This is a genomic window from Pseudoduganella violacea, assembly GCF_014191875.1.
GTDB lineage: Bacteria > Pseudomonadota > Gammaproteobacteria > Burkholderiales > Burkholderiaceae_D > Rugamonas > Rugamonas violacea_A.
Genome location: NZ_JACHXD010000010.1, coordinates 1 through 24,007 on the forward strand (window position 1 = coordinate 1; position 24,007 = coordinate 24,007).

Genomic DNA, 24,007 nt, shown 5'->3' on the forward strand with positions numbered 1-24,007 from the left:
ATAAATAAATTTGTGGACACAATCAATTTGCATCCCAAATTCAATCATGGCGACGCGCTGCACTCAATGGAAGACGGCGCTGGCGAGACGCTTACACTCGACAACCAAAGTCTAGCGTTTGCGCGCACTTGGCCAGGTTGAGATTCAAGTGATTTCTAGTTCGCAGTACGGCAGCTCAAAGCGCAACCACTCTAAAGGTTGACGCAATGCTTCTCAAAAAAATTCTTGAGCCATCCGAGAACTTAAACACCGAACAGTTAGAAAAACCTACATGATGCCTACACGAAGGTCCACAGAAAAAACAAAGGACCGAAGCTCGCTCCTAAGTCCCTGTTTTTACTACATTTAATTGGTAGGCCCTCCCGGAGTCGAACCGGGCACCAAAGGATTATGAGTCCTTTGCCATACACAACTATAGATAACTTTGTGCACCTTTACAATGACTTAGCTCCCGTCATCTAACAACGCACATGCGACAAGCAATTACGCCATTAAACTATTGTGGTTCCCGCTAAGTTGTTTTAGTACGCAACACCCTATCAGGGGTTAAGATTGAATTTAGTAAATCAACGCAAAGTGATCAACGCAGAATCTTCGATGTCGCAAATTTTCTTTCCGTAACGCGACACACGCAAAGTGCCTAAAACTAATATATACATGCCTGAGAAGTCCTCTTCCTCATCAAGACGGAAACGCTGCATCACCTGCTGCCTAAACTCTTGAGGCAGGAGAAAGCTAGCAGCAGACCGTCCGCCACTGTTGAGCCAGAGAACCCCGTCCGAGCCCTCTCCAGCATCAGTGAGCTGCCCCCAATACCCTCGAAATTGCCCTTCATAACGATCCGTCACATCACTCAAGTGAACAAAGAAATCGCTGGCAGGCATCTCCGGCTGATTAGCGACTGCAATTATTTGATTCGAATAACGGAAATTTGGCGCAGTTACGAGCAGGCGAAGCAACGTGCTTAAGCGCCGATGCATTTGCGCCACTCGTGCCCCCCCCTCTCCGACAAAACGACCTCCACGCGGACGTCTTGGGCCACGTTCATCGCCATCCAAATGTACTTCAACATCTTGACCGCCAAATGCTAACTCTACAACAATCCTGTCACCGGCATTGAACGCCTCGTCTTGATCGTCTCCCGCACCAGGCACTCGAGCGTCATTGTCAACAGCAGCCTGATCGCAGTTCTCGCCGTGGGGACGAGCGCCGAAACAAGCGCCGCGCCCGCTGCGAGACGGTTTTCTGAAAAAGGCGGGGAACTCGCATTCTTCGCAGATTAGTTGTCGCCGCTTACGTTCTAGCTGTACTGGATCAAGCCTTGAAAATTCAACTGCAGTGTATGTATGCCCATCTTCTGTACAAATTGCTGTATCCATAGTAGCCACCTAGCATTGAAGAAACTTGATTTTGCCAGTCAGCCAGAAAATTGCCAACAAGAATTATTACTTGCATATTGGAAGCATTCTAATATCCGAAGAGTTCAGCCCGAAAATGGAGGAAATAATGTGACAAAGAAAGATCCTTGATGACCTGATCAACTCTGCAACAGGATTCAAATGATCGTGTCTTTTGCATATGATCGGGTGAGAGATGCGCATACCCAATTCGCTGCGAATTTTGACCATTGAGCAGACTTGCATCAGCAATCTGAATCCAGGTCATCAAGCGTAGGCTCGACTCTGGCTCATCAAAAGCAGCCTATGCACCAACGCTCGACCTTCGGTAGTGAACATATAGCTCGCGGGAGTCGCGCCGGATAAAGCAGGTAACGGCATATTCACCCACTCTCCGATACCTTCGCATAGTAGTCGCCACGTTAAGTGTAAGTACCGCGAGCGGCCTCGGGGTTTCTGTGAGCAACTTACGAATTGACGTCACCCTTCCTCGTAAATCATTCACGACCGCCATCGAGTGATGCAAGCAACGAACTGCATCCTGACCTCTTTCGTCACGGGCTAAATCGACAGCCAATTGACGAGCTTCGTCGGCTTGTTTCTTGGCGGCCCATAGCGCCACGAGTACGGCAGCAAATGTCGCAAATGCGGATACCCACGCCCCCAACATTGCAAATAGCAGGAAGCCGTATTTTTCATACTCATTGGGAGTTCCCCCCTGTTCAGCATACCCCAGCCAAAAGCAGCTACGCAAAAAACAGGGACGAAGAGCGCGTAAACACCTCGAAGTAAGTTAAACATGAATTTTCACAATGCTAACTCGCTGTTGAACCCCACATAAGAAAAAAGGGCCACGATCTAACGTAACCCATTGATTTTACTGCATTTAATTGGTAGGCCTCCCCGGAGTCGAACCGGGTACCAACGGATTATGAGTCCGCTGCTCTAACCAAGCGTGAGCTAGAGGCCCAAAGGTGATGCGGATGCGCTGGGGCCGATGCAGCCTGCCCTCTGACGCGCTCGCCGAACTTGCAATGGCGAACACGCGAGGATAGGGCTTGCACCGGCTCCAGTCAAGTTTTTAGTTACCTTCCAGGAAGCTTTTCAGCTTGTCTGAGCGCGAGGGATGGCGCAGCTTGCGCAGCGCTTTCGCTTCGATCTGGCGGATGCGTTCGCGCGTGACGTCGAATTGCTTGCCAACCTCTTCCAGCGTGTGGTCGGTCGACATTTCGATGCCGAAGCGCATGCGCAGCACCTTCGCTTCGCGCGGGGTGAGCGAGTCCAGCACATCCTTGACCACGCCGCGCATGGAGGCGTGCAGGGCCGCGTCGGACGGCGCCAGGGTGTTGTTGTCCTCGATGAAGTCGCCCAGATGGGAATCGTCGTCGTCGCCGATCGGCGTTTCCATCGAGATCGGCTCCTTGGCGATCTTCATGATCTTGCGGATTTTGTCTTCCGGCATTTCCATCTTGATCGCCAGCGTCGCCGGATCGGGTTCGGCCCCGGTTTCCTGCAGGATCTGGCGCGAGATACGGTTCATCTTGTTGATCGTTTCGATCATGTGCACCGGAATGCGGATGGTGCGCGCCTGGTCGGCGATCGAGCGCGTGATGGCCTGACGAATCCACCACGTCGCATAGGTCGAGAACTTGTAGCCGCGGCGGTATTCGAACTTGTCGACCGCCTTCATCAGGCCGATATTGCCTTCCTGGATCAGGTCGAGGAATTGCAGGCCACGGTTGGTGTACTTCTTGGCGATCGAAATCACCAGACGCAAGTTGGCCTCGGTCATTTCGCGCTTGGCCTTGCGCGCCTTCATTTCGCCGGCCGCCATCTGGCGGTTGATGTTGCGCAGGTCGGGCAGCGGCAGCACCACGCGCGCCTGCAAGTCGATCAGGCGCTGCTGCAATTCCTTGATGGTCGGGATATTGCGGCCCAGGATGGCGCTGTAGGCGTGATTGGCCGCCACTTCGCCGTCCACCCAGTCCAGATTGGTTTCATTGCCGGGGAAGACCTTGATGAAGTGGGCGCGCGGCATGCCGCAGCGGTTCACGGCCACGTCGAGAATCTGCTTCTCGATATGGCGCACTTCATCGACCTGGCCGCGCAGGGTGTCGCACAGCTTCTCGACCACCTTGGCCGTGAAGCGGATGCCCAGCAATTCCAGCGAAATCGATTCCTGCGCCTTCACATAGGCTTTGGAATTGTAGCCATCCTTTTCGAAGGCCTTGCGCATCTTGTCGAACTGCGCGGCGATCTGGTCGAATTTTTCCAGCGCGGTCAGCTTCATGGCTTCCAGCTGCTCGGCCGAGTAGCCGGCCGCCGCGCCCGACGGGCTGGCCGCTTCTTCCTCTTCCTCTTCTTCCTCTTCGTCCTCGTCGGCGTCCTCTTCCTCTTCCTCGGACGGCGGCGCGGCCTGGGCGGCGGCCTCTTCGTTGTCATTGACCAGGCCGTCGACGATCTCGTCGATCTTGATCTCGTCGACGCGGATGCGGTCGGAGGTGGCGATGATCTCGGCGATCGTCACCGGGCAGGCCGAGATGGCCTGGATCATGTCTTTCAAGCCGTCTTCGATGCGCTTGGCGATCTCGATCTCGCCTTCGCGCGTGAGCAGCTCGACCGAACCCATCTCGCGCATATACATGCGCACCGGGTCGGTGGTGCGGCCGAAGTCGGAGTCGACGGTCGACAGCGCCGCTTCGGCGGCGGCCTCGGCTTCGTCGTCACTGGTGACGGTGGCCACATTGTCCGACAAGAGCAGGGTTTCGGCGTCCGGCGCGTGCTCGTAGACGGCGATGCCCATATCGTTGAAGGTGCCGATAATGCCTTCGATCGCTTCCGGATCGACGATATTGTCGGGCAGGTGGTCATTGATCTCGGCATACGTGAGGAAGCCGCGTTCCTTGCCGAACTTGATCAGGGTCTTGAGTTTCTGGCGGCGGCGCTCCAGCTCTTCCTCGCTCGCTTCCGTGTCGGACGAGAAGGCGTCTTTGAGCAGCGCTTTTTCCTTGGCCTTGCGGTCCTTGGCCTTGGCCTTGTCGACGGCTTTGAGCTCGGCGCGCTCGACGGCGTTGAGCGCGGCCACTTCGTCGTTCTCCGGCTGGAATTCCTTCGGCTTGCGGCCACGGCGGCCCGGCACCTTGACCGACGGCAGCACATAGCCGGATGTATCGATGGCCGCCAGCGCAGCGGCATCCGTGGTCTGACTCACCGCCGGCGGCGCGTTGCTGACGCGGGTTTCCGGTTTGTCGGCCGCCTTGGCGGCTTTCGCGGTCACTTTGGCAGGCTTTGCAGCCGCTTGGGTTTCAGGTTTCTTTGTTGGCACAGGCGCTTTCGATTTCACAACGACTTGCTTTTCGGGATTAGGAAGTTCCCGAACCCGCCGACAACGCAGGTCCGGCACCGCTACAACGACTACTCCTTGCCGGCCGATCCGCAACGCACAGACCCGACCGCTACCGACGGCTCCAACAGGGCCGCGTGGCAGGAATTCTACTGTATGACAGCAAGCGGGGGCTAGAGGAAGGATGCAGGCCGCTGGCCTGACTTCGGCGACAAGAAACTCGCGCCGTCTCAACCCAAGTCTGGCCCTGGCCGCCAGCGCCGTCTTCCTGCGCCGATCAAGAGCCTAACTTACTGAAAACAAACACAAATTCTGAACTGAAAAACCATGCCAAAGTATTTAATACTTAGCGTTTTATTATAGCACGCAACTTTACAATTTCCAGAGCAAGCCCCTGAGGGCTGCCCTGGACAGCGCCTTGGGCCATTAGCGGTTGGCCCGTTCCGCCTCGGCCTCGCGCTGCAGCTGGTCGAGCTGGGCCGAAATCTCGCGGTAGCGCGCGCCGATCTCGGCCGCCGACAGGCCGGAGCCGGCCAGGGCGTTGAGTTCGGCCTTCAGCGCATCGCCCTTGATCTGGCGGATGGCGCCGTGGGTGAACACGCGCACGGCCTCGACATCGGACTCCGGCTCGGCGGCGATCTCGCTAATGATGGCGTCGTACTCGCCGCCCTGCTCTTTCAACTGCTGGGCCAGAGCGGCAAAGCCGCCATGCTGCCCCAGCGCGCACCCCATCTGCACCAACTGGCCCAGACGCTCGGCCGCCGACGGGCCAAGGGCGGCAAAGGCTGCCAGCGCCGAAGCGTCGATTTCCAGCGCCAGCGCCGGATGCGCCACCAGGTGGCGCACCAGTTGCAATTCCAGGCCCACCGGCTCGGGCCGCCCGGCGCGCGGCGGCGCGCGGCGCGCCACCGACACCGGCTTGGCCAGCTCGAACAAGCCTTCGATCTCGGCCGGCGTGCTCTGCGTCATGCCGGCCAGGCCGCGCACGATCTGCAGGCGCAGGGCCGACGGCGCCATCGCCTGCAGCAGCGGCTTGGCGTCGAACTGGGTGCGGGCCCGGCCTTCGGGTTCGCCCAGGTCGTGCTCGCCGGCCACCTCGCGTAGCAGGAACTGCGACAGCGGCATCGCTTCCTGCACCTGCTGCTCGAAAGCGGGGGCGCCATGCTCGCGAATATAGCTGTCCGGATCGTGCTCGGCCGGCAGGAAGAGGAATTTGATGGTCTTGTTGTCCGACACATGGGGCAGACAGGCTTCCAGCGCGCGCCGCGCGGCGCGGCGGCCGGCCTTGTCGCCGTCGAAACTGAAGATCACATCATCGGTCTGGCGCAGCAGTTTTTGCACATGGGTCGGCGTGCACGCCGTACCCAAGGTCGCCACCGCCTGGGGGAAACCCATCTGCGCCAGCGCCACCACATCCATATACCCTTCCGTCACCAGCACATAGCCCGCGTCGCGGATCGCCTGGCGCGCCTCGAACAAGCCATACAACTCGCTGCCCTTGGAAAATAAGGGCGTTTCGGGGGAATTCAAGTATTTCGGTTCGCCCTGGTCCATGATGCGGCCGCCAAAGGCGATGACCTGGCCCTTGGTATTGCGGATCGGGAACATCACGCGGTCGCGGAAACGGTCGTAGCGCTTGGTCTTGTGGCCTTCCTCATCGACGCGGTCGATGATGAGACCGGCTTCGACCAGGGCCACCGCCTCGTAATCGGGGAAGACGGCGCGCAGATTGTCCCAGCCGCCGGGCGCGTAGCCGAGGCCGAAACGGGCGGCGATTTCGCCGGTCAGGCCGCGCCCCTTGAGGTAGGCGATGGCCTGCGGCGCCGTGCGCAACTGGGCGCGATAGTAATCGCAGGCCACCGACATCGCTTCCGACAGCGCCATGCTCTGCGCCTGCATCTGGGCGCGCTGGGCCGGCGGGATGCGGTCGTCGGCGTCCGGCACCACCATGCCCACGCTCTGCGCCAGATCCTTGACGGCGTCGACAAAGCCCATGCCCGAGTACTCGATCAGGAAACCGATCGAGGTGCCATGGGCGCCGCAGCCGAAGCAGTGGTAGAACTGCTTGGTCGGGCTGACCGTGAAGCTCGGCGATTTCTCGTTGTGGAAGGGGCACAGCCCCATGAAGTTGGCGCCGCCCTTTTTAAGCTGCACATAGCGGCCCACCACGTCCACGATGTCGACGCGGTTGAGCAGATCGGAAATGAATGACTGAGGAATCACGGCTGACGGTCTTGTTCTAGATCAGACTATACCGCCGCCCCGCGCCGGGCTTTGAGCCAGCGCAAGGTGCGGCATTGCAGCGGCATATCGCTACAGGCTTACGCCGGGGGCTTACGCCGAGGGCTTACGCCGGGGTCAGCGCTTTTTTTACCAGGGCCGAGACCACGGTCATGTCGGCGCGACCGGCCAATTGCGGCTTCAGCACGCCCATCACCTTGCCCATATCCTGCGGGCCGGCGGCGCCGGTGGACGCGACGGCAGCGGCCACGGCGGCGGCCACTTCCTCGTCCGACAGGCCGGCCGGCATATACGCGGCCAGCACTTCGAGCTCGGCTTTTTCGATATCGGCCAGGTCGGCGCGGCCGCCGGCTTCGAACTGGGTGATCGAATCCTTGCGCTGCTTGATCATTTTTTCGACGATGGCCACGGTCTGGGCGTCGTCCACTTCGATCTGCTCGTCCACTTCCTTGCGCTTGATTTCAGCCAGCAGCAGGCGGATGGTGGCCAGCTTGCCGGCTTCCTTGGCGCGCATCGCGTTTTTCATGTCGTCGGAGATTTGTGCTTTCAAGCCCATGGCTACCTCAAAAAATATGCGGTTAAAAACGGAAAACCCGCTGCGGCGAACCGGAGCGGGTGGAAACTCTGTGCGCAGCGCAACCCGTGGCGAGCAAAGCGCCGAAAACGGGCCGGTTCTGCGAGAGCAGTATTAGTACAGCTTTTTCGGCAGTTGCTGGCTGCGGATGCGCTTGTAGTGGCGCTTCACGGCAGCGGCCAGCTTGCGCTTGCGCTCTGCGGTTGGCTTTTCGTAGAACTCGCGTGCGCGCAGTTCGGTCAGCAGACCCGTTTTTTCGATAGTGCGCTTGAAGCGACGCATGGCGACTTCGAACGGCTCGTTTTCTTTAAGGCGAATAGTGGTCATGTAAAAATTCAAACCGTTAGGGGTTTTAAGGAAGACAAAGATATTAGCAGCTTTTGTCCAGAAATGGAAGAGGCATGGACGCTAAACCGGCCCAGCAAGCGGACTCCGCTATGAAAATCCGCCTGAAAAGGGCAATCTTTCCGCCCCGCTAACATCTGCTCCGGCATCGTTGCATCACACCGGGACGGCAATGATATCAGATTGCCAGCCCGGCCGCCACACCCGAAGCCCAGGCCCACTGGAAGTTGTATCCGCCCAACCACCCCGTGACATCGATGGTTTCGCCGATAAAGTACAGGCCCGGCACCTTGGCCGCCATCATCGACTGCTGCGACAGCTCGCGCGTATCGACGCCGCCGCGCGTGACTTCGGCCTTGCGGTAGCCTTCCGAGCCGTTCGGCAGCAGCGACCACTGGTTGACCGCCTGGCCCAGCTGGCGCAGGCGCGCATCGGGCAGGTCGGCCAGACGGGCGTCGGCGGCGAAGCCATGCGCCTGCAGCAAACCCTCGGCCAGACGCGCCGGCAACCATTGCGCCAGCACATTGCCGAGCTGCTTTTTCAGCGTCGCCTTGCCTTCGATCAAGGTCTGCGCCAGATCCATCTCCGGCAGCAGGTTGATGACGATGGGCGTATTGGGCTGCCAGAAACTCGAAATCTGCAGGATGGCCGGGCCGGACAGGCCGCGGTGGGTGAACAGCAAATCCTCGCGGAAGCGCGCGCCCGTCGCGTTGCGGCCCTTGAGCGTGCCCGTTTCCACCTCGACTTCGAGCGCGATGCCGGCCAGCGGCACGAACGGCGCCCAGGCGGCGGCATCGAAGGTCAGCGGCACCAGGGCCGGACGCGGCTCGACCAGCTTCAGGCCGAACTGCTTGGCCACGCGGTAGCCGAAATCGGTGGCGCCGATCTTCGGAATCGACAGGCCGCCGGTGGCGATCACCACCGCCCCGGCCTGGATCGTCCCGCTATCGGTGTCGAGCACAAAGCCCTGGCCGTCGAGCTGCTGCAGGTTCTCGACCTTGGCCGGCATACGCCAATGCACATCGCCGGCAGCGCACTCGGCCTTGAGCATCTCGATGATCTGCTCGGCCGAATCGTCGCAAAACAGCTGGCCCTTATGCTTCTCGTGGTAGCCGATACGGTGCTTCTTGACCAGCGCCAGGAAATCCTGCGGCGTAAAGCGCGACAGCGCGCTCTTGCAGAAATGCGGATTCTCCGACAGGAAATTCGCCGGTCCCGCATTAATATTGGTGAAATTACAGCGCCCGCCACCCGAGATGCGGATCTTCTCCGCCAATTTATCGGCGTGATCGATCAGCACCACGCGCTTGCCGCGCTGCGCCGCCGTCGCCGCACACATCATCCCGGCCGCACCCGCGCCGACCACCGCCACATCAAACTGCTTCGCCATATTTCCCGCCAAACTGAACGCCCAAAGGCGAGATTCTACGCGATCCCCCACCCTTTGCGCCAAATCAAACAATGTCCCACCCTGGTGTCAGGCACCAGAGTCGGACATTCTTTGATCTTGCGCAAAAAATGTCCTACCACCGTGCCTGACACCAGGGTGGGACATTGTTTGACGCAGATCAAAGGGGGCGCAGTTGGCGCGCGATGGTGAGGCAGTGGGCCACTTGCTGGGCGATGGGGTCGGGGACTGGGATCTCGCCGCGCAGCACGGCAGCGATCCAGGCGGCGGTGGCTTCGGCGCTTTTGTCTTCGGGCAGCGCGGGCAGCACTTCGACCAGGGTCTGCTTTTCGACCAGCACGGTGCGCTCGGCGCCGTGGATCCAGTCGATGCGCTGGGCTTTGTTGGCGTTGGCGACGGTTTCGCCTTCGGTGCCGCGCATCAGGAAGACGTCGCCGCGCGCCGGGTCGGCCGTGGTGGTAAAGAACGCGCCCAGCGTCTCTAAATACTCGGGGTGGGTATAGGACACCAGCCGCAGCGCCGGTCCGGCAAACGGCTGCAGGATCTTGACCAGGGTGTGGGTCGAGTTGCGCACGCCCAGGATGCGCCGCAGCGACAGCATCCACGCCAGGCGCGGCGCCAGCGCATCAATGGTGATGAAGCTGACGTGGCCGGAGGCCAGCGCCGCTTCCGCCTCGGCCGCATCGCGCGCGGCGGGGACGCCAAGCGCGGCGAACACCTCGGCCGTGGCCACCCGGCCCACGTCATGGGCGACGCCGTGGCACAGCACCGGCACGCCTTCGCGCGCCAACAGCATGCCGAGCAAGGCGGTCAGATTGGCCATCTTGCGCGCGCCGTTATAGCTGGGGATCAGCACCGGCGCATATGGTCCCGCGGGCGCGCGCAGCGGCGCGAACGAGGCTTCGGCCGCCGCCAGGAAGCCGGCCAGCTCGTCCACCGTTTCGCCCTTGATGCGCATGGCCAGCAGGATGCCGCCCAGCTCCAGGTCGGAAACGCGGCCGTCCAGCATGGCGCCGTAGAGTTCATGCGCCTCGTCGCGCGTCATGGCGCGGGCGCCGTCTTTGCCGCGGCCGATCTCCTTGATGAAGCGGGCCGCCGGGAAGGGTTGCTGTGTAGTCATGGGCCACAGCTTACACGCTTTGCCTGCGGTCTTGAAGAATGCTGCTCCGCACAAAGCCGCCGTTTCGGCTACACTACATGATCCCTGACGATAAAAAGACCCGTAGTAGCTGAGTACATCATGATTCAAGACCTGGAAAATATTAACGTTACATCCTTCGCGTCGATGCCGACGCCGGAGTCGCTGCACGCCAAGCTGCCGCTGAGCGAAGCCGCCTCCGCCACCGTCACCCAAGGACGCGAAGACCTGCGCAAAATCCTCGACCGCCAGGACCAGCGCCTGTTCGTCGTGGTCGGCCCCTGCTCGATCCACGACCCCGCCGCGGGCCTGGACTATGCACGCCGCCTGAAAGCGCTGCAGGAAGAAGTCAAGGATACGATGCTGCTGGTGATGCGCGTGTATTTCGAAAAGCCGCGCACCACCACCGGCTGGAAGGGTTATATCAACGATCCGGACATGGACGATTCCTTCCGCGTCGACGTGGGCATGGAGAAGGCCCGCCAATTCCTGCTCGATGTCTGCGAACTGGGCTTGCCCACGGCGACGGAGGCGCTCGACCCGATCTCTCCGCAGTACCTGGGTGACCTGATCGCTTGGACGGCGATCGGCGCCCGTACCACGGAGTCGCAGACGCACCGTGAAATGTCCTCGGGCTTGTCGACCCCGGTCGGCTTCAAGAACGGCACCGATGGCGACATCGGCATCGCCATCAACGCCATCCTGTCGGCGGCCAATCCGCACGCCTTCCTCGGCATTAACAGCCAGGGCACGGTGTCGATCGTGCGCACGCGCGGCAATCCGCACGGCCACGTGGTGCTGCGCGGCGGCGACGGCCGCCCGAACTACGACTCGGTGTCGGTGGCGATCGCCGAACAGGCGCTGGCCAAGGCCAAGCTGCCCGCCAATATCGTGGTGGACTGCTCGCACGCCAACAGCTACAAGAAGCCGGAGCTGCAGCCGCTGGTGATGACCGATGTGGTCAACCAGATCATGCACGGCAACCAGTCGCTGGTGGGCGTGATGATCGAATCGAATATCGTGGCCGGCAACCAGAAGATCCCGGCCGACCTGTCGACCCTGACCTATGGCCAGTCCGTGACCGACGGCTGCATCGACTGGGACACCACCGCCGCCATGCTGCGCAGCGCCGCCGCCGAGCTGCGCAAGCGTCCGTAAGCCGCTGCCGCCAGCCCGCCCGGCGCGGGCTGCGGCCGCCGAGGGGAATCCGCTTTCATATTACAATGGCGGATTCCCCTTTTCTTTTTGCAGCTTTCCATGATCGTTCTCGGCGTCGAATCCTCCTGTGACGAAACCGGCCTGGCCCTGTATGACACGCAGCGCGGCCTGCTGTCGCACGCCCTGTATTCCCAAGTCGCGATGCACGAGGAATATGGCGGCGTGGTGCCGGAACTGGCTTCGCGCGACCATATCCGCCGCGCGATCCCGCTGCTGGAACAGGCGCTGCAAGGCGCGGCCATCACGCCGCAGCAGATCGACGCCATCGCCTACACCCAGGGTCCGGGCCTGGCCGGGGCGCTGCTGGTCGGTTCCTCGGTCGCCTGCAGCCTCGGTCTGGCGCTGGACAAGCCGGTGCTCGGCATCCACCACCTGGAAGGCCATCTGCTATCGCCGCTGCTGGCGTCCGAGCCGCCGGAGTTTCCCTTTGTCGCCCTGCTGGTCTCGGGCGGCCATACGCAGCTGATGCGCGTGGACGGCGTCGGCCAGTACGAGCTGCTGGGCGAGACGCTGGACGACGCGGCCGGCGAAGCCTTCGACAAGTCGGCCAAGCTGCTGGGTCTTGGCTATCCGGGCGGCCCGGCGATTTCGCGCCTGGCCGAATTCGGCGATCCCGAGGCGTACAAGCTGCCGCGCCCGATGCTGCATTCCAAGGATCTGATGTTCAGCTTCTCCGGCCTGAAAACGGCGGTGCTGACGGTGGCCAAGAACCAAGGCTTGGCCAATATCTGCGAGCAGGACAAGGCGAATATCGCGCGCGGCTTCGTCGATGCCATCGTCGACGTGCTGACGGCCAAATGCGTGGCGGCGCTCAAGCAGACGGGCCTCAAGCGCCTGGTGATCGCCGGCGGCGTGGGCGCCAACAAGCAGCTGCGCGCCTCGCTCGATGCAGCGGCGGCCAAGAAGCGCTTCAAGGTCTATTATCCCGAGCTGGAATTCTGCACCGACAATGGCGCGATGATCGCCTTTGCCGGCGCCATGCGCCTGCAAATCAATCCGCTTGCGGCGCAGCGCGACTACTCCTTCAATGTGCGTCCGCGCTGGCCGCTGGACGAGCTGAAAGTCGTCTAAGCCTGGCTGGCGCAGTTGAGCGCCGGCTCGGCGCGCAGGCGCGCGGCCATCAGGTCGATGAAGGCGCGGATGCGCGCCGAACCGTGGCGGCTATCGCGATGCACAATGTGGATGGGCAGGGGCGGCATTTCATACTCGGCCAATACGCGCTGTAGATCCCCTTTCTCCAGCGCCGGCGCGGCCTGGTAGGACAGCAGACGGATCACGCCCAAACCCAGACGCGCCGCTTCGATGGCCGCGTCGTTGCTATTCACCGTCAACCGGCTTTTCAGGCGCAGCGACTGCGCCGTCCCATCGCGCAGAAAGCGCCATTCGGGCGCGGCGCTGGAACCGGTGGCGGAAATGATGGTGTGGCGCGCCAGTTCTTCCGGCGTGCGCGGCAAGCCATGCCGCTCCAGATAGGCGGGTGCGACGCAGATCACGCGCCGCACATGGCCGACCGCAATGGCGCGCAGACTGGAATCGGGCAGCTCGCCGATGCGCACACCCACATCCAGCCCCTCCTCCAACAGATTGGTGACGCGGTCGACAAACACGGTCGACACTTCGGTATCCGGATAGCGCTGCAAATACTCGACGATGCCGGGCATCACATACATGCGGCCGAACAGCACGGGCGCGGTCACGCTCAGGTGGCCGCGCGGCGCGGCGTTGATGCCGGCGGCCGCTTCGTCGGCTTCATCCACCTCGGCGATGATGCGGCGCGCATCGTCCAGGTAGCGCTGGCCCGCTTCGGTGACGCGCACATGGCGCGTGCTGCGGTCCAGCAGCTTCAGACGCAGACGGTCTTCCAGCGCGGCAATGGCGCGCGTGACGGCGGGCGGCGACATACCCAGGCGGCGCGCCCCACCGACAAAGCTCTCTTCCTCGGCCACGGCGACGAAGACCGTCATCAGGTGCAGGCGGTCCATGCTCAGCCGCCCTTCCCTGCGGCGGTGGCGGCATGCGCCGGCAGCTCCTTGCCGCAGCTCTTGCAGAAGCACGCGCTGTCCTCGTGGCCGCCGGCGCCACAGGCGGCGCAGACGCGCCGCCAGCGCAACTGGCCCGCGCGCTGGTAGCTGATCTCCGAGCTGATGATCCCGGTCGGCACGGCCAGGATGCTCCAGCCGAGCAGCATCATGACCGAGGCAATGGCGCGTCCCAGATCGGTCTTCGGCACCAAATCGCCGAAGCCCACCGTGGTCATGGCGCTGATGGCCCAATAAACGGCGGTGGGAATGCTGGTGAAGCCGCTCTCGGCGCCCTCCACCACATACATCACGGTTCCCAGCAGCAGCACGATCATCATCACCACCGACAGGAAGATCAGGATCTTGCGCCGGCTGGCGATCAGGGCGCTGGCCAGCATGCCGTATTCCTCGATGTACTTGGTCAGCTTGAGGACGCGGAACATGCGCAGCAAACGCAGGATGCGCACATCGAGCAACACATGCGCGCCCGGCACGAACCAGGACAGATAGGTGGGCAGAATCGCCAATAGGTCGATCACGCCGAAAAAGCTGCGTGCGTAAGCCAGCGGGCGCTGCACGCAAGCCAGGCGCGCCAGATACTCCAACGTGAACAGCGCAGTGAAGACCCACTCCGCCGTCTGCAGCCAAGCGCCCCATTCGGCGGCGATGGACGCCACGCTGCCCGCCACCACGGCGGCCACGCTGAGCGCGATGGCGGCGATCAGCAGCAGATCGAAAGCGCGTCCGCTGCGGGTATCGGATTCGAAAATAATGGTGTACAGGCGCGCGCGCCAGCCCTCGGCAGGCTTGCCGAACAGCGGCGTGGAAAAGCGGGAATCAGTGGCATTCATGGAGCGGCATGATACCGCAGTGCGGCCTCCACCTTTGATCCAGATCAAACAATGTCCCACCCTGGTGTCAGGCACCAGAGTAGGACATTCTTTGATTTAAATCAGCAAATGTCCGACTCTGGTGCCTGACACCAGGGTGGACATTGTTTGATTTGGCGCAAAGCGGTTTAGGGTGGGGTGAGCAGGTCGGCGCGGGGTTGATTCCAGCGGGGGATGCGGGCGGGACAGGCACGCGGGGCGCCGCTGGCGACGTCCATCGTGGTGAAGTTGCCGCGCGGGGTGCTGGTGAAGCGCAGGTCGCTGGCGCGCCCTTCATCCACGGCGGGGATGCGGGCGAAACGCAGCCAGGCGTCGAGCTGGCAGTCGCTTTGCCGCAGGCGGCGCAGCAGGGACAGGCTGCCGTTCCACTCGCTGTGCAGCAGCACGCCGGCCTGGACGGTGCGCGGCGGCGCGGGATCGAGCATGCTGGCCGGACATTGGGCTGGCGGCAGCCAGCCGGGCGCCAGACTGAGCATGCCGCGCCGCACGCGGTAGCTGTCGCGCGCTTCGTTGCGTTCAATGGCGGCGAAGCTCCAGCACAGGGGCTGGGCGGGGAAGGCGGTCAGCGCGACGTCGAGCAGCTGGGCGGCGCCGCCTTCCTGGCGCAGGGCGGCCGCGACGCGTTCGCGCGCCAGCGAGGAGGCGCTCTTCTGCACGCCGATGAAGCCCAGGCACAGCAGCAGGGCCAGTGCCAGCGCGCGGCGGCTGCGCAGATGCAGCAGGCGCAGCGCGGCAAGCGCGCCACCCAGCAGGAGCAGGCCGGCATAAGAAGTCCAGCCCAGGTAGCCGTGCAGGGTGAAGTACAGCAGGGCCACGGCCAGCACCGCGACCATCAGCCAACGCACGGGACGCCAGGGTATGGCCAGCGCCAGCGGCACGCCGAAGGCAACCCAGAATACCGGCTCGATGATGAAGATCATGTCGCCGAAATACCAGTCGCCATTGAAGGGATGGAAGGGATGGACGCCATAGGAGTTCATGAAGTCCATGCCCAGGTGTAGCAGGAAGCCGGCCGTCATCGCGCCCAGCAGGCCAAGCCGCGCCACCCGGCTCTCCTTGAGCAGGGCGCGCGCCTTGGGCCAGAACAGCCACAGCGCCGCCAGGAGCAGCAAGGCTTGCGGCAGCAGGAAAAGCAGCGTGTGCGTATGGCCGCGGTGGTGCAGCAGATAGCCGAGCGGCGGCGCCATCAGCTTGGTCAGGAACAGGTCGAGGTCGGGGAAGTTGCTGGCCAGGGCGCAGGCCGTGAGCAGCAGACGGTGGCGGGTGCGCTGGCGCGCTTCGCTGGCTTCGGCGGGCAGGCTGCGTTGCAGCAGCTCGCCCACGCCCAAGCCAACCAGGGAGTGGGTGATATTGTCCATGCGGGTTTAGTCGGGTTCCAGCAATTGCTGCAGGCGGCGCTGGTAATGGTTCAGGAAGTCGCGGGTGACGGCGTAGTGCTCGGTGTCTTCATACGCCATTTCGGTGATGCCGCCGCTGTCGAAGCACAGGATCTTGGCGTTCGGGTAGGACAGCAGGATGGGCGAGTGGGTGACGATGATGAACTGGGAATCCTGCTTCACCAGCTGGTCGATGGCGGACAGCGCGGCCAGCTGGCGGTTGGGCGAGAGCGCCGCTTCCGGTTCGTCCAGCAGGTACAGCCCCCTGCCCTTGAATTTGTTCACCAGCACCGACATGAAGGCTTCGCCATGCGAGCGTGCGTGCAGCGAGCCGCCATACCCGGCCAGATAGCCCATCTCCTCCATATAGGTGGCGACGTTGAAGAAGCTCTCGGCGCGGAAGAAGTAGTGGTCGGCGGGCTTGCGAAAGCTGCGCGAGAGCTTGAGCGCGTCGCTCAGCGGCGCATCGTGGCTGGCGGTGTTCAGGCGCACGTTCAGGGTGCCGCCTTCCATGCTGAAGCCCAGCGCCAGGGCGATGGCTTCCATCAGCGTGGATTTGCCGCTGCCGTTCTCGCCGATGAAGAAGGTGACGTCCGGATGAAAATCGATGGCGCTCAGTTCGCGCACGGCCGGAATCGTGAACGGGAACGCGTCCAGATCGGCGCGGCCGTAGTCCGCGCTGACGCGCTGCAGATACGGCCGCGCGGAAAAGCCCATCTCAGTGCGCGACTTCGACGCCGTGCCAGAAGGCGATGCGGTCCTTGATCTGGCGCGCCGCTTCGCTTGGCGTGGGGTAGTACCAGGCGGCGTTCTGATTCACCTTGCCATCGACGACCACGTCGTAATAGCTGGCCACGCCCTTCCACGGGCACAGGGTGGTATGGCTGTTCGGCTGCAGGTATGCCTGGTTCACGCGCTCCGGCGGGAAATACACATTGTGCTCGACAATTTCGACTTCATTGGCGCTGGCTTCGGCGATCACCGCGCCATTCCATATTGCTGTGGGCATTCCATTCTCCATTCCATTCAGTTCTCCACCCGGTTGCGCCCATTCTGCTTGGCGCGGTACAGGGCGGCATCGGCCTGGCGCAGCAGGCTGTCGGCATCGTCGATGTCCATATGGTTGAAGGAGGCGATGCCGAAGCTGGCCGTGACCTGGATGCTGCGCGCGCCGTCATGATGCACCTGCGCTTCGATTTTTGCACGCAAAGATTCAGCGAATTTGCGCGCGCCTTCGGGCGGGGTGTTGGGCAGCAGGATACACAATTCTTCGCCGCCATAGCGGCCGGCGAGGTCGATCACGCGGATATTTTCGCGCAGCAGCCGGCCGATGTCGGCCAGCACCAGGTCGCCCGCGGCATGGCCGTATTCGTCGTTGACCCGCTTGAAGTGATCCAGGTCGATCATCACGGCCGAGAGCGGGGTGCGGAAGCGGCGCGTGCGCGCCACTTCGAATTTCAGGCGATGCAGCAGGGAGCGCCGGTTGTGCAGGCCGGTCAGCTCGTCGGTGGTGGCCAGCTGCTCCAGCTCGTGCAGCGAGGCTTGCAGCGCCTTTTCCTTGGCGCGCAGCTCGATCAGGGCCATCGCCTGGCGCGCCAGGCCTTGCAGCAGGCCGCGCTGCTCCGCGCTCAGGCGGCCGGGCTTCACGTCCATCACGCACAAGGTGCCGAGGGCATAGCCGTCGGAAGTGCTCAGGGCCACGCTGCTGTACATGCGCAGATGCGGCTCGCCCGCGGTCAGCGGCATGCGCGCGGTGCGCGCGTCCGCACTGAGGTCGGGAATTTCGGTGGCGTTTTCGCCCAGCACGGCCAGCGAGCAATAGCACTGGTCGCGCGGCAGTTGGTCGATGGCCAGGCCGGTATAGGACTTGACCCAGACCTGCTCGGCGTCGACCAGCGTGATAAAGGCATACGGCACGCCGCAGATGCGGGCGGCCAGTTCGGTCAGGAAGCGGAAGTCTTCCCCGGCCGGTTCTTTGAGTACATCGTAGCGGTGCAGGGCGGCCAGGCGGTGCTGGTCATCCTGCGGCCGCCGGAAAGGCAGCGTCTGGATCGGTTCTGCGGCTGACATGTGTCTCCCTGTAGCGTCGTCGGCGTATTTACGCTCACTTCTTGCTGATGTGCTACGCGGGGCCAGTGTAACGCAAAACAGGGACTTGTTATACGTCCGATAAGAGCGCGCTTTCCCGCCTTATTTCTGCGCCAGGATTTCGCGCAGCGCCTCTTCAAAGGCTTCCGGCGGCTGGCCGCCCACCATCAGGTGGCGCTCGTTGATGATGACGGCCGGCACCGAGCTGATGCCGTTCTGCTGGTAGAAGCGTTCGGCGGCGCGCACCTCGTCGGCATAGCGGCCCGAAGCCAGCACCTCGGCGGCGGCAGCCTGGTCCAGACCGGCTTCGGCCGCGGCCTTCAGCAGCACCTCGTGCGAGCTGGGGTCTTCGCCGCGCGTGAAGTAGGTGCCGAACAGGGCGTGCTTGAGCGCCTTTTGCGCCGGACCCGAGGTTTCGCCGGCCCAGTGCAGCAGGCGGTGGGCGTCGAAGGTGTTGTAGATGCGGCTACGCTTATCCATGGCGAATTCGAAGCCGACATCGGCGCCGCGCTGGCGGATCACGGCGCGGCTCTGCTCCTGCTGCTCGGCACTGGCGCCGTATTTCTGGGTCAGGTGTTCGGTGATGTCCTGCCCTTCCTTGCCCATATTCGGGTTCAGTTCGAAGGGCTGGAAGTGGATCTCGGGCTGGACTTCGGCGCCCAGGCGCTGCAGCGCGGTTTCCAGCGAATTCAGGCCAACGGCGCACCAGGGGCAGGAAACGTCGGAAACGAAGTCGATACGGAGGGAGGTGGACATGACGGCCTTTCAATAGGGGCGCCGCCGACGGCGGCTCGTCTATTGTAGTTGAGGCCGCCCATCCCGATTGCAATAGCGCTTACTTCTTCTTGCTGCCGATGCGGCTTTCCTTGCCCGCCATCAGGTTCGAGATATTCTTGCCGTGGCGCCAGATCAGCAGGCCGCTCATGACCAGCACGGCCACCAGTTGCGGCTCGGTGCCGAACAGCAGGCCGTAGTAGAACGGCGCGAAGATGGAGGCGATCAGGGCCGCCAGCGAAGAGTAGCGGAACGCATAGGCCACCACCAGCCAGGTGACGAGCGTACCCAGACCCAGCCAGGGATTCAGCGCCAGCAGCACGCCGAGCGCGGTCGCCACGCCCTTGCCGCCGACGAATTTGAAGAAGACCGGCCACAGGTGGCCGAGGAAGACGGCAATCGCCACCAGCGCGATGGTCATATCGCCCACGCCCAGCGGTTCGGCGAAATACTGCACCAGCCAGACCGCCAGCCAGCCCTTGACGGCGTCGCCCACCAGGGTCCAGATCGCCGCGCCTTTATTGCCACTTCGCAACACATTGGTGGCGCCGGGGTTTTTCGAGCCATAGGTGCGCGGGTCGGACAGGCCATACACCTTGCTCACCACCACGGCGAAGGAGATCGAGCCGATCAGATAGGCGGCGATAACCAGTAATACTGTATTCATATTTTCCCTTTTATATATTCTAATCTGGAGGCCGTTTCAAAATGGGCGTGGCTAGGCGTGGCGACGAAGACAGTGCGCCTGCACGGCCAGGAGCCACAACGACGCCACGGCCATTTTGAAGCGGCCTCCGGGCCGCTGGACTATACACCAGCGCCTTTAATCGGCCAAGGCGCAGTGCACCGGCTTGGCCGCCAGCACCTCCAGCAGCACGCGCGGCGCGATGCCGATCAGGAAGCCGCGCCGGCCGCCATTGATATAAATCGTTTCCAGCGCGAGGATGCTTTCCTCCACATACACCGGCATGGCCTTCTTGGTGCCGAAGGGCGAGGTGCCGCCGATCATATAGCCGGAATGGCGCTGCGCCACCTCGGGCTTGCACGGCTCCACCGATTTGCAGCCGATATTGCGCGCCAGGTTCTTGGTCGACACCTTGCAATCGCCGTGCATCAGCACGATCAGCGGCTTGGCCGCCTCGTCCTGCATCACCAGGGTCTTGACCACCTGGTGTTCCGCCACGCCCAAGGCCTGGGAAGACACGCCGGTGCCCCCATGTTCCTCGTATTCATAGGGATGTTCGCTGAAAGCCACCTTGTGCTTGCGCAGCAGCGCGGTGGCCGGGGTTTCGGAAATGTGCTCTTTCTTCGCCATGCCGTGATACGCTAATTGTTCGAAAAGGAGTTTCTAATTATGCAGCAAGAAATTCGCTTTGCCACTTTCAATGTTTGCAATCTTGCCCCGCCGGGCGCGAAATTGTACGACAATCTGCTCCCGCTCACGGCCGGGGAATACGAGGCCAAAGCCGCCTGGACCGCCCAGCAGCTCGATGAGCTCGACGCCGATGTGATCGGTTTCCAGGAAATCTTCTCCCAGGCCGCGCTGCGCGACGTGCTGTCCCGTACGCGCAAATACCAGGACGCGGTGCACGCCGGCTTCGACCCCGATCCGCGCGCCGAGCGGCTGACGCCGAACGTGGCCCTGGTCTCGCGCCTGCCGCTGGCCGCGCCGCCCGAGGTGTATGCGAATTTCCCGGAAGGCGTGCCGTCCGACTCGGGCAGCCGCGACGCCGACCGCTTCGCGCGCGCGCCGCTGCATGCGCGCGTGGTGCTGCCCGGCGGCACGGTGGCCGATGTGATCGTGGTGCACCTGAAGTCGCGCCGCCCCGACTACCGCAACGGCGACAATGGCGACGACCCGCTGCTGTACGCGATGGCCAATCTGCGCTCGCTGGTGTGGCGCGGCACGGAGGCGGTGGCGCTGCGCGTGCTGCTGAGCAATCTGCGGCGCGAAGGGCGGCGCCCCTGCATCGTCATGGGCGACTTCAACGACACGGCCGATGCCGTCACCACCACCATCGTGCTGGGCAGCGGCGCCCTGGCCCAGTCCGGCGAAGAACTCAACGGCCGCATGTTCGACTGCAACCAGATCCAGCGCCGCCAGGATACCTTGCGCCACGTCGGCTACACCAATATCTATGAAGGCCACTACACCACCATCGACCATGTGCTGGTGTCCGAGGAATTCCACCCGGCCTCGCCGCGCGCCATCGGCGAAGTGCTCGACGTCAGCTATCTGAACGACCATCTGCGCCAGGAGCGGCCGGAAGTGTCCGACCATGGCCAGGTGCTGGTGCGCCTGCGCCTGTTCGAGGCGGCGGGCGCGGCGGCAGCCGGCAACGGCGCGGCGGCGCGCTAGGCGGGGCGGCGCGCTAGGCGGGGCGCTAGGCAGCGCGCCAGCCTCACTGCAACAGGCGTTCCAGTTCGCCCTGGGGCAGGGCCGCGCTGGCCTGCTGCCCCTGGTAAAGGTCGCAGCCTTCCTGGCGCAGCAAGTCCAGCTGTTCGGCGGTCTCCACCGCTTCCGCCACCACGGCCATGCCCAGGCCATGGGCCATGGCGATGATGGCGCGGATGGCACCGGCATCGCCGCCGTCGCGCAGGAAGGCGGGCGCGATCTTGAGCTTGTGGATCGGATAGCTGCGCAACTGTTCCAGGCTGGAATAGCCGCTGCCGAAATCGTCGAGCGCCAGGCGCACGCCGAGCGCCGCCAGGCTGCGCAGGGTGTCCAGCGCCTGCGGGCCGTTTTTCAGCAGCATCGTTTCGGTCAGCTCCAGTTCCAGGCAGGCCGGCTCCAGGCCCGCCGTCTGCAAGGCCTGGGCCACCTGGTCCGGCAAGCTCTTTTGCATGAACTGGGCGGCCGACAGATTCACCGCCACCGTCAGGCGCTGGCCGTGCTCATGCCAGCGCTGGGCCTGGCGGCAGGCTTGCTGCAAGACCCAGGCGCCGATGGGCAGCATCAAGCCGCTCTCCTCCGCCACGGCGAGGAAGCGCGCCGGCGGCAGCACGCCCAGCTCGGGGTGATGCCAGCGCAGCAGGGCTTCCATGCCCACCGGCGCGCCGCTGGCCAGCGCCAGCAAGGGCTGGAATTCCAACGCGAACTGCTGCTCGTCCAGGGCGCGGCGCAAGCCCTCTTCCAGCGTGCCGCGTTCGACCATGCGCGCATTCATGTCGGGGCTGAAGAAGTGGAAGCGGTCGCGCCCACTCTCCTTGGCGTGGAACATGGCCATGTCGGCATGGCGCAGCAGGCTGTCGGCATCGGCCCCGTCGTGGGGATAGATGGCCACGCCGATCGAGGCCGTGATGCTGAGCTGGTGCCCGGCCAGCCGGTATTCCTGGCCCACGGCCTGGCGCACGGACGCGGCAACATGGGCCGCATGCTCGACGCCGCCGATCTCGGGCAGGATCAGGATGAATTCGTCGCCGCCCTGGCGGCTGACGGTGTCGCCCCCGCGCACGCAGCGCGTCAGGCGGCGCGCCACTTCCTTGAGCAGCAGGTCGCCGGTATGGTGGCCCAGGGTGTCGTTGACGCCCTTGAAGTGGTCCAGGTCGATGAACAGCAGGGCCAGCATGCTGTGGTGGCGGCGCGCCGCCGTCAGCGCCTGGCTCAGGCGGTCGGCCAGCAGCACGCGGTTCGGCAAATCGGTCAGGAAATCGTGCTCGGCCAGGTGGCGCGTGTGTTCTTCATTTTTCTTGCGCTCGCTGATATCGGACAGGATGGCCATATAGTGGCTGCTGCGCTTGCCGCTGCCGCGGATGGTGGTCAGCGCCACCAGGGCCGGGAACACATGGCCGTCGCGGTGGCGCAGGCGGATTTCGCCCTGCCAGTGGCTGCTGGCATCGACCATGCCCCAGAGCTGGCGGAAGAAGCTCTCATCCTCCTCGGCCGAGCGGAAATGCTCAAGCGGCTGGCCGGCCATGGCCTCGGCGCTGAAGCCGGTGATCTCGCTATAGGCGCGGTTGACGGCGATTACGCGCTTGTGGCGGTCGGTCAGCACGATGCCTTCACGGCTGCTCTCGAAGACCTGGGCCGCCAGGGCCAGGGTGCGCTCGGCTTTCTTGCGCTCGGTTACATTGTGCACCTGGGCATAGAAGAGCTGGTGGTGGTCCTGACTGATCGAGGTCAGCAGCACCTCGCCCCAGAACAGGCTGCCTTCGCAGCTCAGGAAGCGCCAGTCGAAGCGGCAGTTGGTCTGGCTCAGGGCTTGCTGCATCAGCTCGGCGACGGCGGGGGCGGACACGGAACCGTCGGGCTGCTGCATGGGCGACAGATTGGCCAGGCTATGGCCCACCAGCTGCTCGCGGCTGGCGCAAGCGAACATGCCGAGGGCGGCCGGGTTGGCATCCAGGATCTCGTTATTGCGGATCAGCAGCATGGCATCGGCCGATTTCTGGAACAGCGATTGGAAGTTGGCGCTGGCGCGCGCCAGCGCCTCCTCGCCCTGCTTGCGCTCGGTCAAGTTGATTTTCATGCAAAAGATTTGCTTCAACTCGCCGCCGCTGAAGATGGGCAGGCAGATCGAATACAGCCACAGCCGGCGCCCGTTCAAGGTGCGCACCCACCACTCGCGCGGCGTGGCCGGCTGGCCGCTGCGCCAGACCTCCTCCACCATGGCTTCGTATTCGGCTTCCCGCTCGTCGTAAAAGAACAACTGGCGGATGGAGCGGCCGTACAGCTGCTCGGGCGCCAGGCCGCACAAGCCGGCGCAGGCGGGATTGCAGAAACGCACGCGCCAATCGCGGTCGAAGCTGACGGCGCTGACCAGGGGCGTGATTTCCATCGCCTCCACCAGGCGCGCGATCATCTGCAGCGCCTCGTGGGCGGTATAGGGGGACGGCGGCGGGAGCCGATGGGGCTGGGGATGGGCGGCAGAGGCCTCATCCTGCGGTTCGTCGGGCGGAGCCATACTCACCTCGCAACGAGAAACGGACAGGATTCTATCTTGCGCGTCACCGTGCCCCCATCGTTTGCGCTGGCTCAAACGGACGGGGTTGATCTTTCCAAAAACACAACACCTTGCCGGCTGTCCGGCGCCGGACACCGTCTGTCCGCCAAATCGGACGCCTGAGCCGGGCTTTTTGCATTTCAGGCGCGCGATTTTGCGCTTCATCGCATTCCGCCCCTCTTCACGCTTGCAAATCCGTAAAGTGCCAGCATCGCCTCACCCGCCGGCAGCGGCCCCACATCATTAGAGAG

The 24,007-nt window shown here is 63.3% G+C and carries 21 protein-coding genes and 2 tRNA genes; 3 read left to right on the forward strand and 20 right to left on the reverse strand.

What is annotated here, in order from left to right; translation table 11 throughout:
* Window positions 1–350: 350 nt before the first annotated feature.
* The 10 genes from FHS03_RS17335 to ybiB form a co-directional block, all read right to left on the reverse strand.
* A tRNA-Met gene (locus FHS03_RS17335) sits at window positions 351–453 on the reverse strand.
* 113 nt (window positions 454–566) lie between these two features.
* On the reverse strand, window positions 567–1,379 hold the full coding sequence (locus FHS03_RS17340; protein ID WP_183442209.1) for a hypothetical protein: 813 nt from the start codon (window positions 1,377–1,379) through the stop codon (window positions 567–569).
* A 285-nt stretch (window positions 1,380–1,664) separates the two neighbouring features.
* Window positions 1,665–1,778: an antitoxin Xre/MbcA/ParS toxin-binding domain-containing protein gene (locus FHS03_RS17345; protein WP_183442436.1), complete on the reverse strand. Its 114-nt coding sequence runs from the start codon at window positions 1,776–1,778 to the stop codon at window positions 1,665–1,667.
* 510 nt (window positions 1,779–2,288) lie between these two features.
* Window positions 2,289–2,367 (reverse strand) — tRNA-Ile (locus FHS03_RS17350).
* 111 nt (window positions 2,368–2,478) lie between these two features.
* Complete coding sequence (gene rpoD / locus FHS03_RS17355; protein ID WP_183442210.1) at window positions 2,479–4,722, reverse strand: RNA polymerase sigma factor RpoD; 2,244 nt, start codon at window positions 4,720–4,722, stop codon at window positions 2,479–2,481.
* Window positions 4,723–5,166: 444 nt separating this feature from the next.
* The gene (gene dnaG / locus FHS03_RS17360) at window positions 5,167–6,963 is read right to left on the reverse strand and encodes a DNA primase (protein ID WP_183442211.1); all 1,797 of its coding nucleotides are present in this window, start codon (window positions 6,961–6,963) and stop codon (window positions 5,167–5,169) included.
* Between the two features lie 124 nt (window positions 6,964–7,087).
* On the reverse strand, window positions 7,088–7,537 hold the full coding sequence (locus FHS03_RS17365; protein ID WP_183442212.1) for a GatB/YqeY domain-containing protein: 450 nt from the start codon (window positions 7,535–7,537) through the stop codon (window positions 7,088–7,090).
* A gap of 132 nt (window positions 7,538–7,669) precedes the next feature.
* The gene (rpsU, locus tag FHS03_RS17370) at window positions 7,670–7,882 is read right to left on the reverse strand and encodes a 30S ribosomal protein S21 (RefSeq protein ID WP_005665410.1); all 213 of its coding nucleotides are present in this window, start codon (window positions 7,880–7,882) and stop codon (window positions 7,670–7,672) included.
* 196 nt (window positions 7,883–8,078) lie between these two features.
* Window positions 8,079–9,290, reverse strand: a complete 1,212-nt coding sequence (locus FHS03_RS17375; RefSeq protein ID WP_183442213.1) for a BaiN/RdsA family NAD(P)/FAD-dependent oxidoreductase — start codon at window positions 9,288–9,290, stop codon at window positions 8,079–8,081.
* A 178-nt stretch (window positions 9,291–9,468) separates the two neighbouring features.
* The gene (gene ybiB / locus FHS03_RS17380; protein ID WP_183442214.1) at window positions 9,469–10,428 is read right to left on the reverse strand and encodes a DNA-binding protein YbiB; all 960 of its coding nucleotides are present in this window, start codon (window positions 10,426–10,428) and stop codon (window positions 9,469–9,471) included.
* Between the two features lie 120 nt (window positions 10,429–10,548).
* On the opposite strand from ybiB, the gene FHS03_RS17385 reads away from it, so the two are divergent.
* Together FHS03_RS17385 and tsaD are read left to right on the forward strand one after the other, a co-directional pair.
* Window positions 10,549–11,604, forward strand: a complete 1,056-nt coding sequence (locus FHS03_RS17385) for a 3-deoxy-7-phosphoheptulonate synthase (protein WP_183442215.1) — start codon at window positions 10,549–10,551, stop codon at window positions 11,602–11,604.
* Between the two features lie 99 nt (window positions 11,605–11,703).
* Window positions 11,704–12,735 carry a tRNA (adenosine(37)-N6)-threonylcarbamoyltransferase complex transferase subunit TsaD gene (tsaD, locus tag FHS03_RS17390; RefSeq protein WP_183442216.1) on the forward strand — a complete coding sequence of 344 codons (1,032 nt, stop codon included), beginning with the start codon at window positions 11,704–11,706 and terminating at the stop codon, window positions 12,733–12,735.
* Here tsaD and FHS03_RS17395 read toward each other — a convergent pair.
* The 9 genes from FHS03_RS17395 to ybaK all read right to left on the reverse strand — a co-directional run bounded on the left by FHS03_RS17395 (window position 12,732) and on the right by ybaK (window position 20,128).
* Entirely contained in the window at window positions 12,732–13,646 is a 915-nt protein-coding gene (locus FHS03_RS17395) for a LysR family transcriptional regulator (protein ID WP_183442217.1), read from the reverse strand. The two genes, tsaD and FHS03_RS17395, sit on opposite strands and share 4 nt — an antisense overlap.
* Window positions 13,647–13,648: 2 nt before the next feature.
* Window positions 13,649–14,536 carry an ion transporter gene (locus FHS03_RS17400; RefSeq protein ID WP_183442218.1) on the reverse strand — a complete coding sequence of 296 codons (888 nt, stop codon included), beginning with the start codon at window positions 14,534–14,536 and terminating at the stop codon, window positions 13,649–13,651.
* Window positions 14,537–14,703: 167 nt separating this feature from the next.
* Window positions 14,704–15,933: a metal-dependent hydrolase gene (locus FHS03_RS17405; RefSeq protein ID WP_183442219.1), complete on the reverse strand. Its 1,230-nt coding sequence runs from the start codon at window positions 15,931–15,933 to the stop codon at window positions 14,704–14,706.
* A gap of 6 nt (window positions 15,934–15,939) precedes the next feature.
* The gene (locus FHS03_RS17410) at window positions 15,940–16,668 is read right to left on the reverse strand and encodes an AAA family ATPase (protein WP_183442220.1); all 729 of its coding nucleotides are present in this window, start codon (window positions 16,666–16,668) and stop codon (window positions 15,940–15,942) included.
* A 1-nt stretch (window position 16,669) separates the two neighbouring features.
* Window positions 16,670–16,960: a DUF427 domain-containing protein gene (locus tag FHS03_RS17415; protein WP_183442221.1), complete on the reverse strand. Its 291-nt coding sequence runs from the start codon at window positions 16,958–16,960 to the stop codon at window positions 16,670–16,672.
* A gap of 17 nt (window positions 16,961–16,977) precedes the next feature.
* Window positions 16,978–18,021 carry a sensor domain-containing diguanylate cyclase gene (locus FHS03_RS17420; protein WP_183442222.1) on the reverse strand — a complete coding sequence of 348 codons (1,044 nt, stop codon included), beginning with the start codon at window positions 18,019–18,021 and terminating at the stop codon, window positions 16,978–16,980.
* A gap of 120 nt (window positions 18,022–18,141) precedes the next feature.
* The gene (locus FHS03_RS17425) at window positions 18,142–18,795 is read right to left on the reverse strand and encodes a DsbA family oxidoreductase (protein ID WP_183442223.1); all 654 of its coding nucleotides are present in this window, start codon (window positions 18,793–18,795) and stop codon (window positions 18,142–18,144) included.
* A 79-nt stretch (window positions 18,796–18,874) separates the two neighbouring features.
* The gene (gene plsY, locus FHS03_RS17430) at window positions 18,875–19,480 is read right to left on the reverse strand and encodes a glycerol-3-phosphate 1-O-acyltransferase PlsY (protein WP_183442224.1); all 606 of its coding nucleotides are present in this window, start codon (window positions 19,478–19,480) and stop codon (window positions 18,875–18,877) included.
* Between the two features lie 156 nt (window positions 19,481–19,636).
* On the reverse strand, window positions 19,637–20,128 hold the full coding sequence (gene ybaK, locus FHS03_RS17435) for a Cys-tRNA(Pro) deacylase (RefSeq protein ID WP_183442225.1): 492 nt from the start codon (window positions 20,126–20,128) through the stop codon (window positions 19,637–19,639).
* Window positions 20,129–20,167: 39 nt separating this feature from the next.
* Here ybaK and FHS03_RS17440 point away from each other — a divergent pair, with 39 nt between their 5' ends.
* Window positions 20,168–21,172: an endonuclease/exonuclease/phosphatase family protein gene (locus tag FHS03_RS17440; RefSeq protein ID WP_183442226.1), complete on the forward strand. Its 1,005-nt coding sequence runs from the start codon at window positions 20,168–20,170 to the stop codon at window positions 21,170–21,172.
* A 43-nt stretch (window positions 21,173–21,215) separates the two neighbouring features.
* On the opposite strand, the gene FHS03_RS17445 is transcribed toward FHS03_RS17440, so the two are convergent.
* Window positions 21,216–23,717: a sensor domain-containing protein gene (locus FHS03_RS17445; protein WP_183442227.1), complete on the reverse strand. Its 2,502-nt coding sequence runs from the start codon at window positions 23,715–23,717 to the stop codon at window positions 21,216–21,218.
* Window positions 23,718–24,007 lie beyond the last annotated feature (290 nt).

Excerpts from the sequence above, each read along its gene's own strand:
- FHS03_RS17410 (WP_183442220.1), bottom strand. The coding sequence starts at position 16,668 with ATGGGCTTTTCCGCGCGGCCGTATCTGCAGCGCGTCAGCGCGGACTAC.
- tsaD (WP_183442216.1), top strand. The coding sequence starts at position 11,704 with ATGATCGTTCTCGGCGTCGAATCCTCCTGTGACGAAACCGGCCTGGCC.
- FHS03_RS17400 (WP_183442218.1), bottom strand. The coding sequence starts at position 14,536 with ATGAATGCCACTGATTCCCGCTTTTCCACGCCGCTGTTCGGCAAGCCT.
- FHS03_RS17395 (WP_183442217.1), bottom strand. The coding sequence starts at position 13,646 with ATGGACCGCCTGCACCTGATGACGGTCTTCGTCGCCGTGGCCGAGGAA.
- plsY (WP_183442224.1), bottom strand. The coding sequence starts at position 19,480 with ATGAATACAGTATTACTGGTTATCGCCGCCTATCTGATCGGCTCGATC.
- FHS03_RS17415 (WP_183442221.1), bottom strand. The coding sequence starts at position 16,960 with ATGCCCACAGCAATATGGAATGGCGCGGTGATCGCCGAAGCCAGCGCC.
- rpsU (WP_005665410.1), bottom strand. The coding sequence starts at position 7,882 with ATGACCACTATTCGCCTTAAAGAAAACGAGCCGTTCGAAGTCGCCATG.
- FHS03_RS17405 (WP_183442219.1), bottom strand. The coding sequence starts at position 15,933 with ATGGACAATATCACCCACTCCCTGGTTGGCTTGGGCGTGGGCGAGCTG.
- FHS03_RS17440 (WP_183442226.1), top strand. The coding sequence starts at position 20,168 with ATGCAGCAAGAAATTCGCTTTGCCACTTTCAATGTTTGCAATCTTGCC.
- FHS03_RS17420 (WP_183442222.1), bottom strand. The coding sequence starts at position 18,021 with ATGTCAGCCGCAGAACCGATCCAGACGCTGCCTTTCCGGCGGCCGCAG.
- ybiB (WP_183442214.1), bottom strand. The coding sequence starts at position 10,428 with ATGACTACACAGCAACCCTTCCCGGCGGCCCGCTTCATCAAGGAGATC.
- FHS03_RS17340 (WP_183442209.1), bottom strand. The coding sequence starts at position 1,379 with ATGGATACAGCAATTTGTACAGAAGATGGGCATACATACACTGCAGTT.
- FHS03_RS17375 (WP_183442213.1), bottom strand. The coding sequence starts at position 9,290 with ATGGCGAAGCAGTTTGATGTGGCGGTGGTCGGCGCGGGTGCGGCCGGG.
- FHS03_RS17385 (WP_183442215.1), top strand. The coding sequence starts at position 10,549 with ATGATTCAAGACCTGGAAAATATTAACGTTACATCCTTCGCGTCGATG.
- FHS03_RS17345 (WP_183442436.1), bottom strand. The coding sequence starts at position 1,778 with ATGCCGTTACCTGCTTTATCCGGCGCGACTCCCGCGAGCTATATGTTC.
- ybaK (WP_183442225.1), bottom strand. The coding sequence starts at position 20,128 with ATGGCGAAGAAAGAGCACATTTCCGAAACCCCGGCCACCGCGCTGCTG.
- FHS03_RS17445 (WP_183442227.1), bottom strand. The coding sequence starts at position 23,717 with ATGGCTCCGCCCGACGAACCGCAGGATGAGGCCTCTGCCGCCCATCCC.
- FHS03_RS17425 (WP_183442223.1), bottom strand. The coding sequence starts at position 18,795 with ATGTCCACCTCCCTCCGTATCGACTTCGTTTCCGACGTTTCCTGCCCC.
- FHS03_RS17365 (WP_183442212.1), bottom strand. The coding sequence starts at position 7,537 with ATGGGCTTGAAAGCACAAATCTCCGACGACATGAAAAACGCGATGCGC.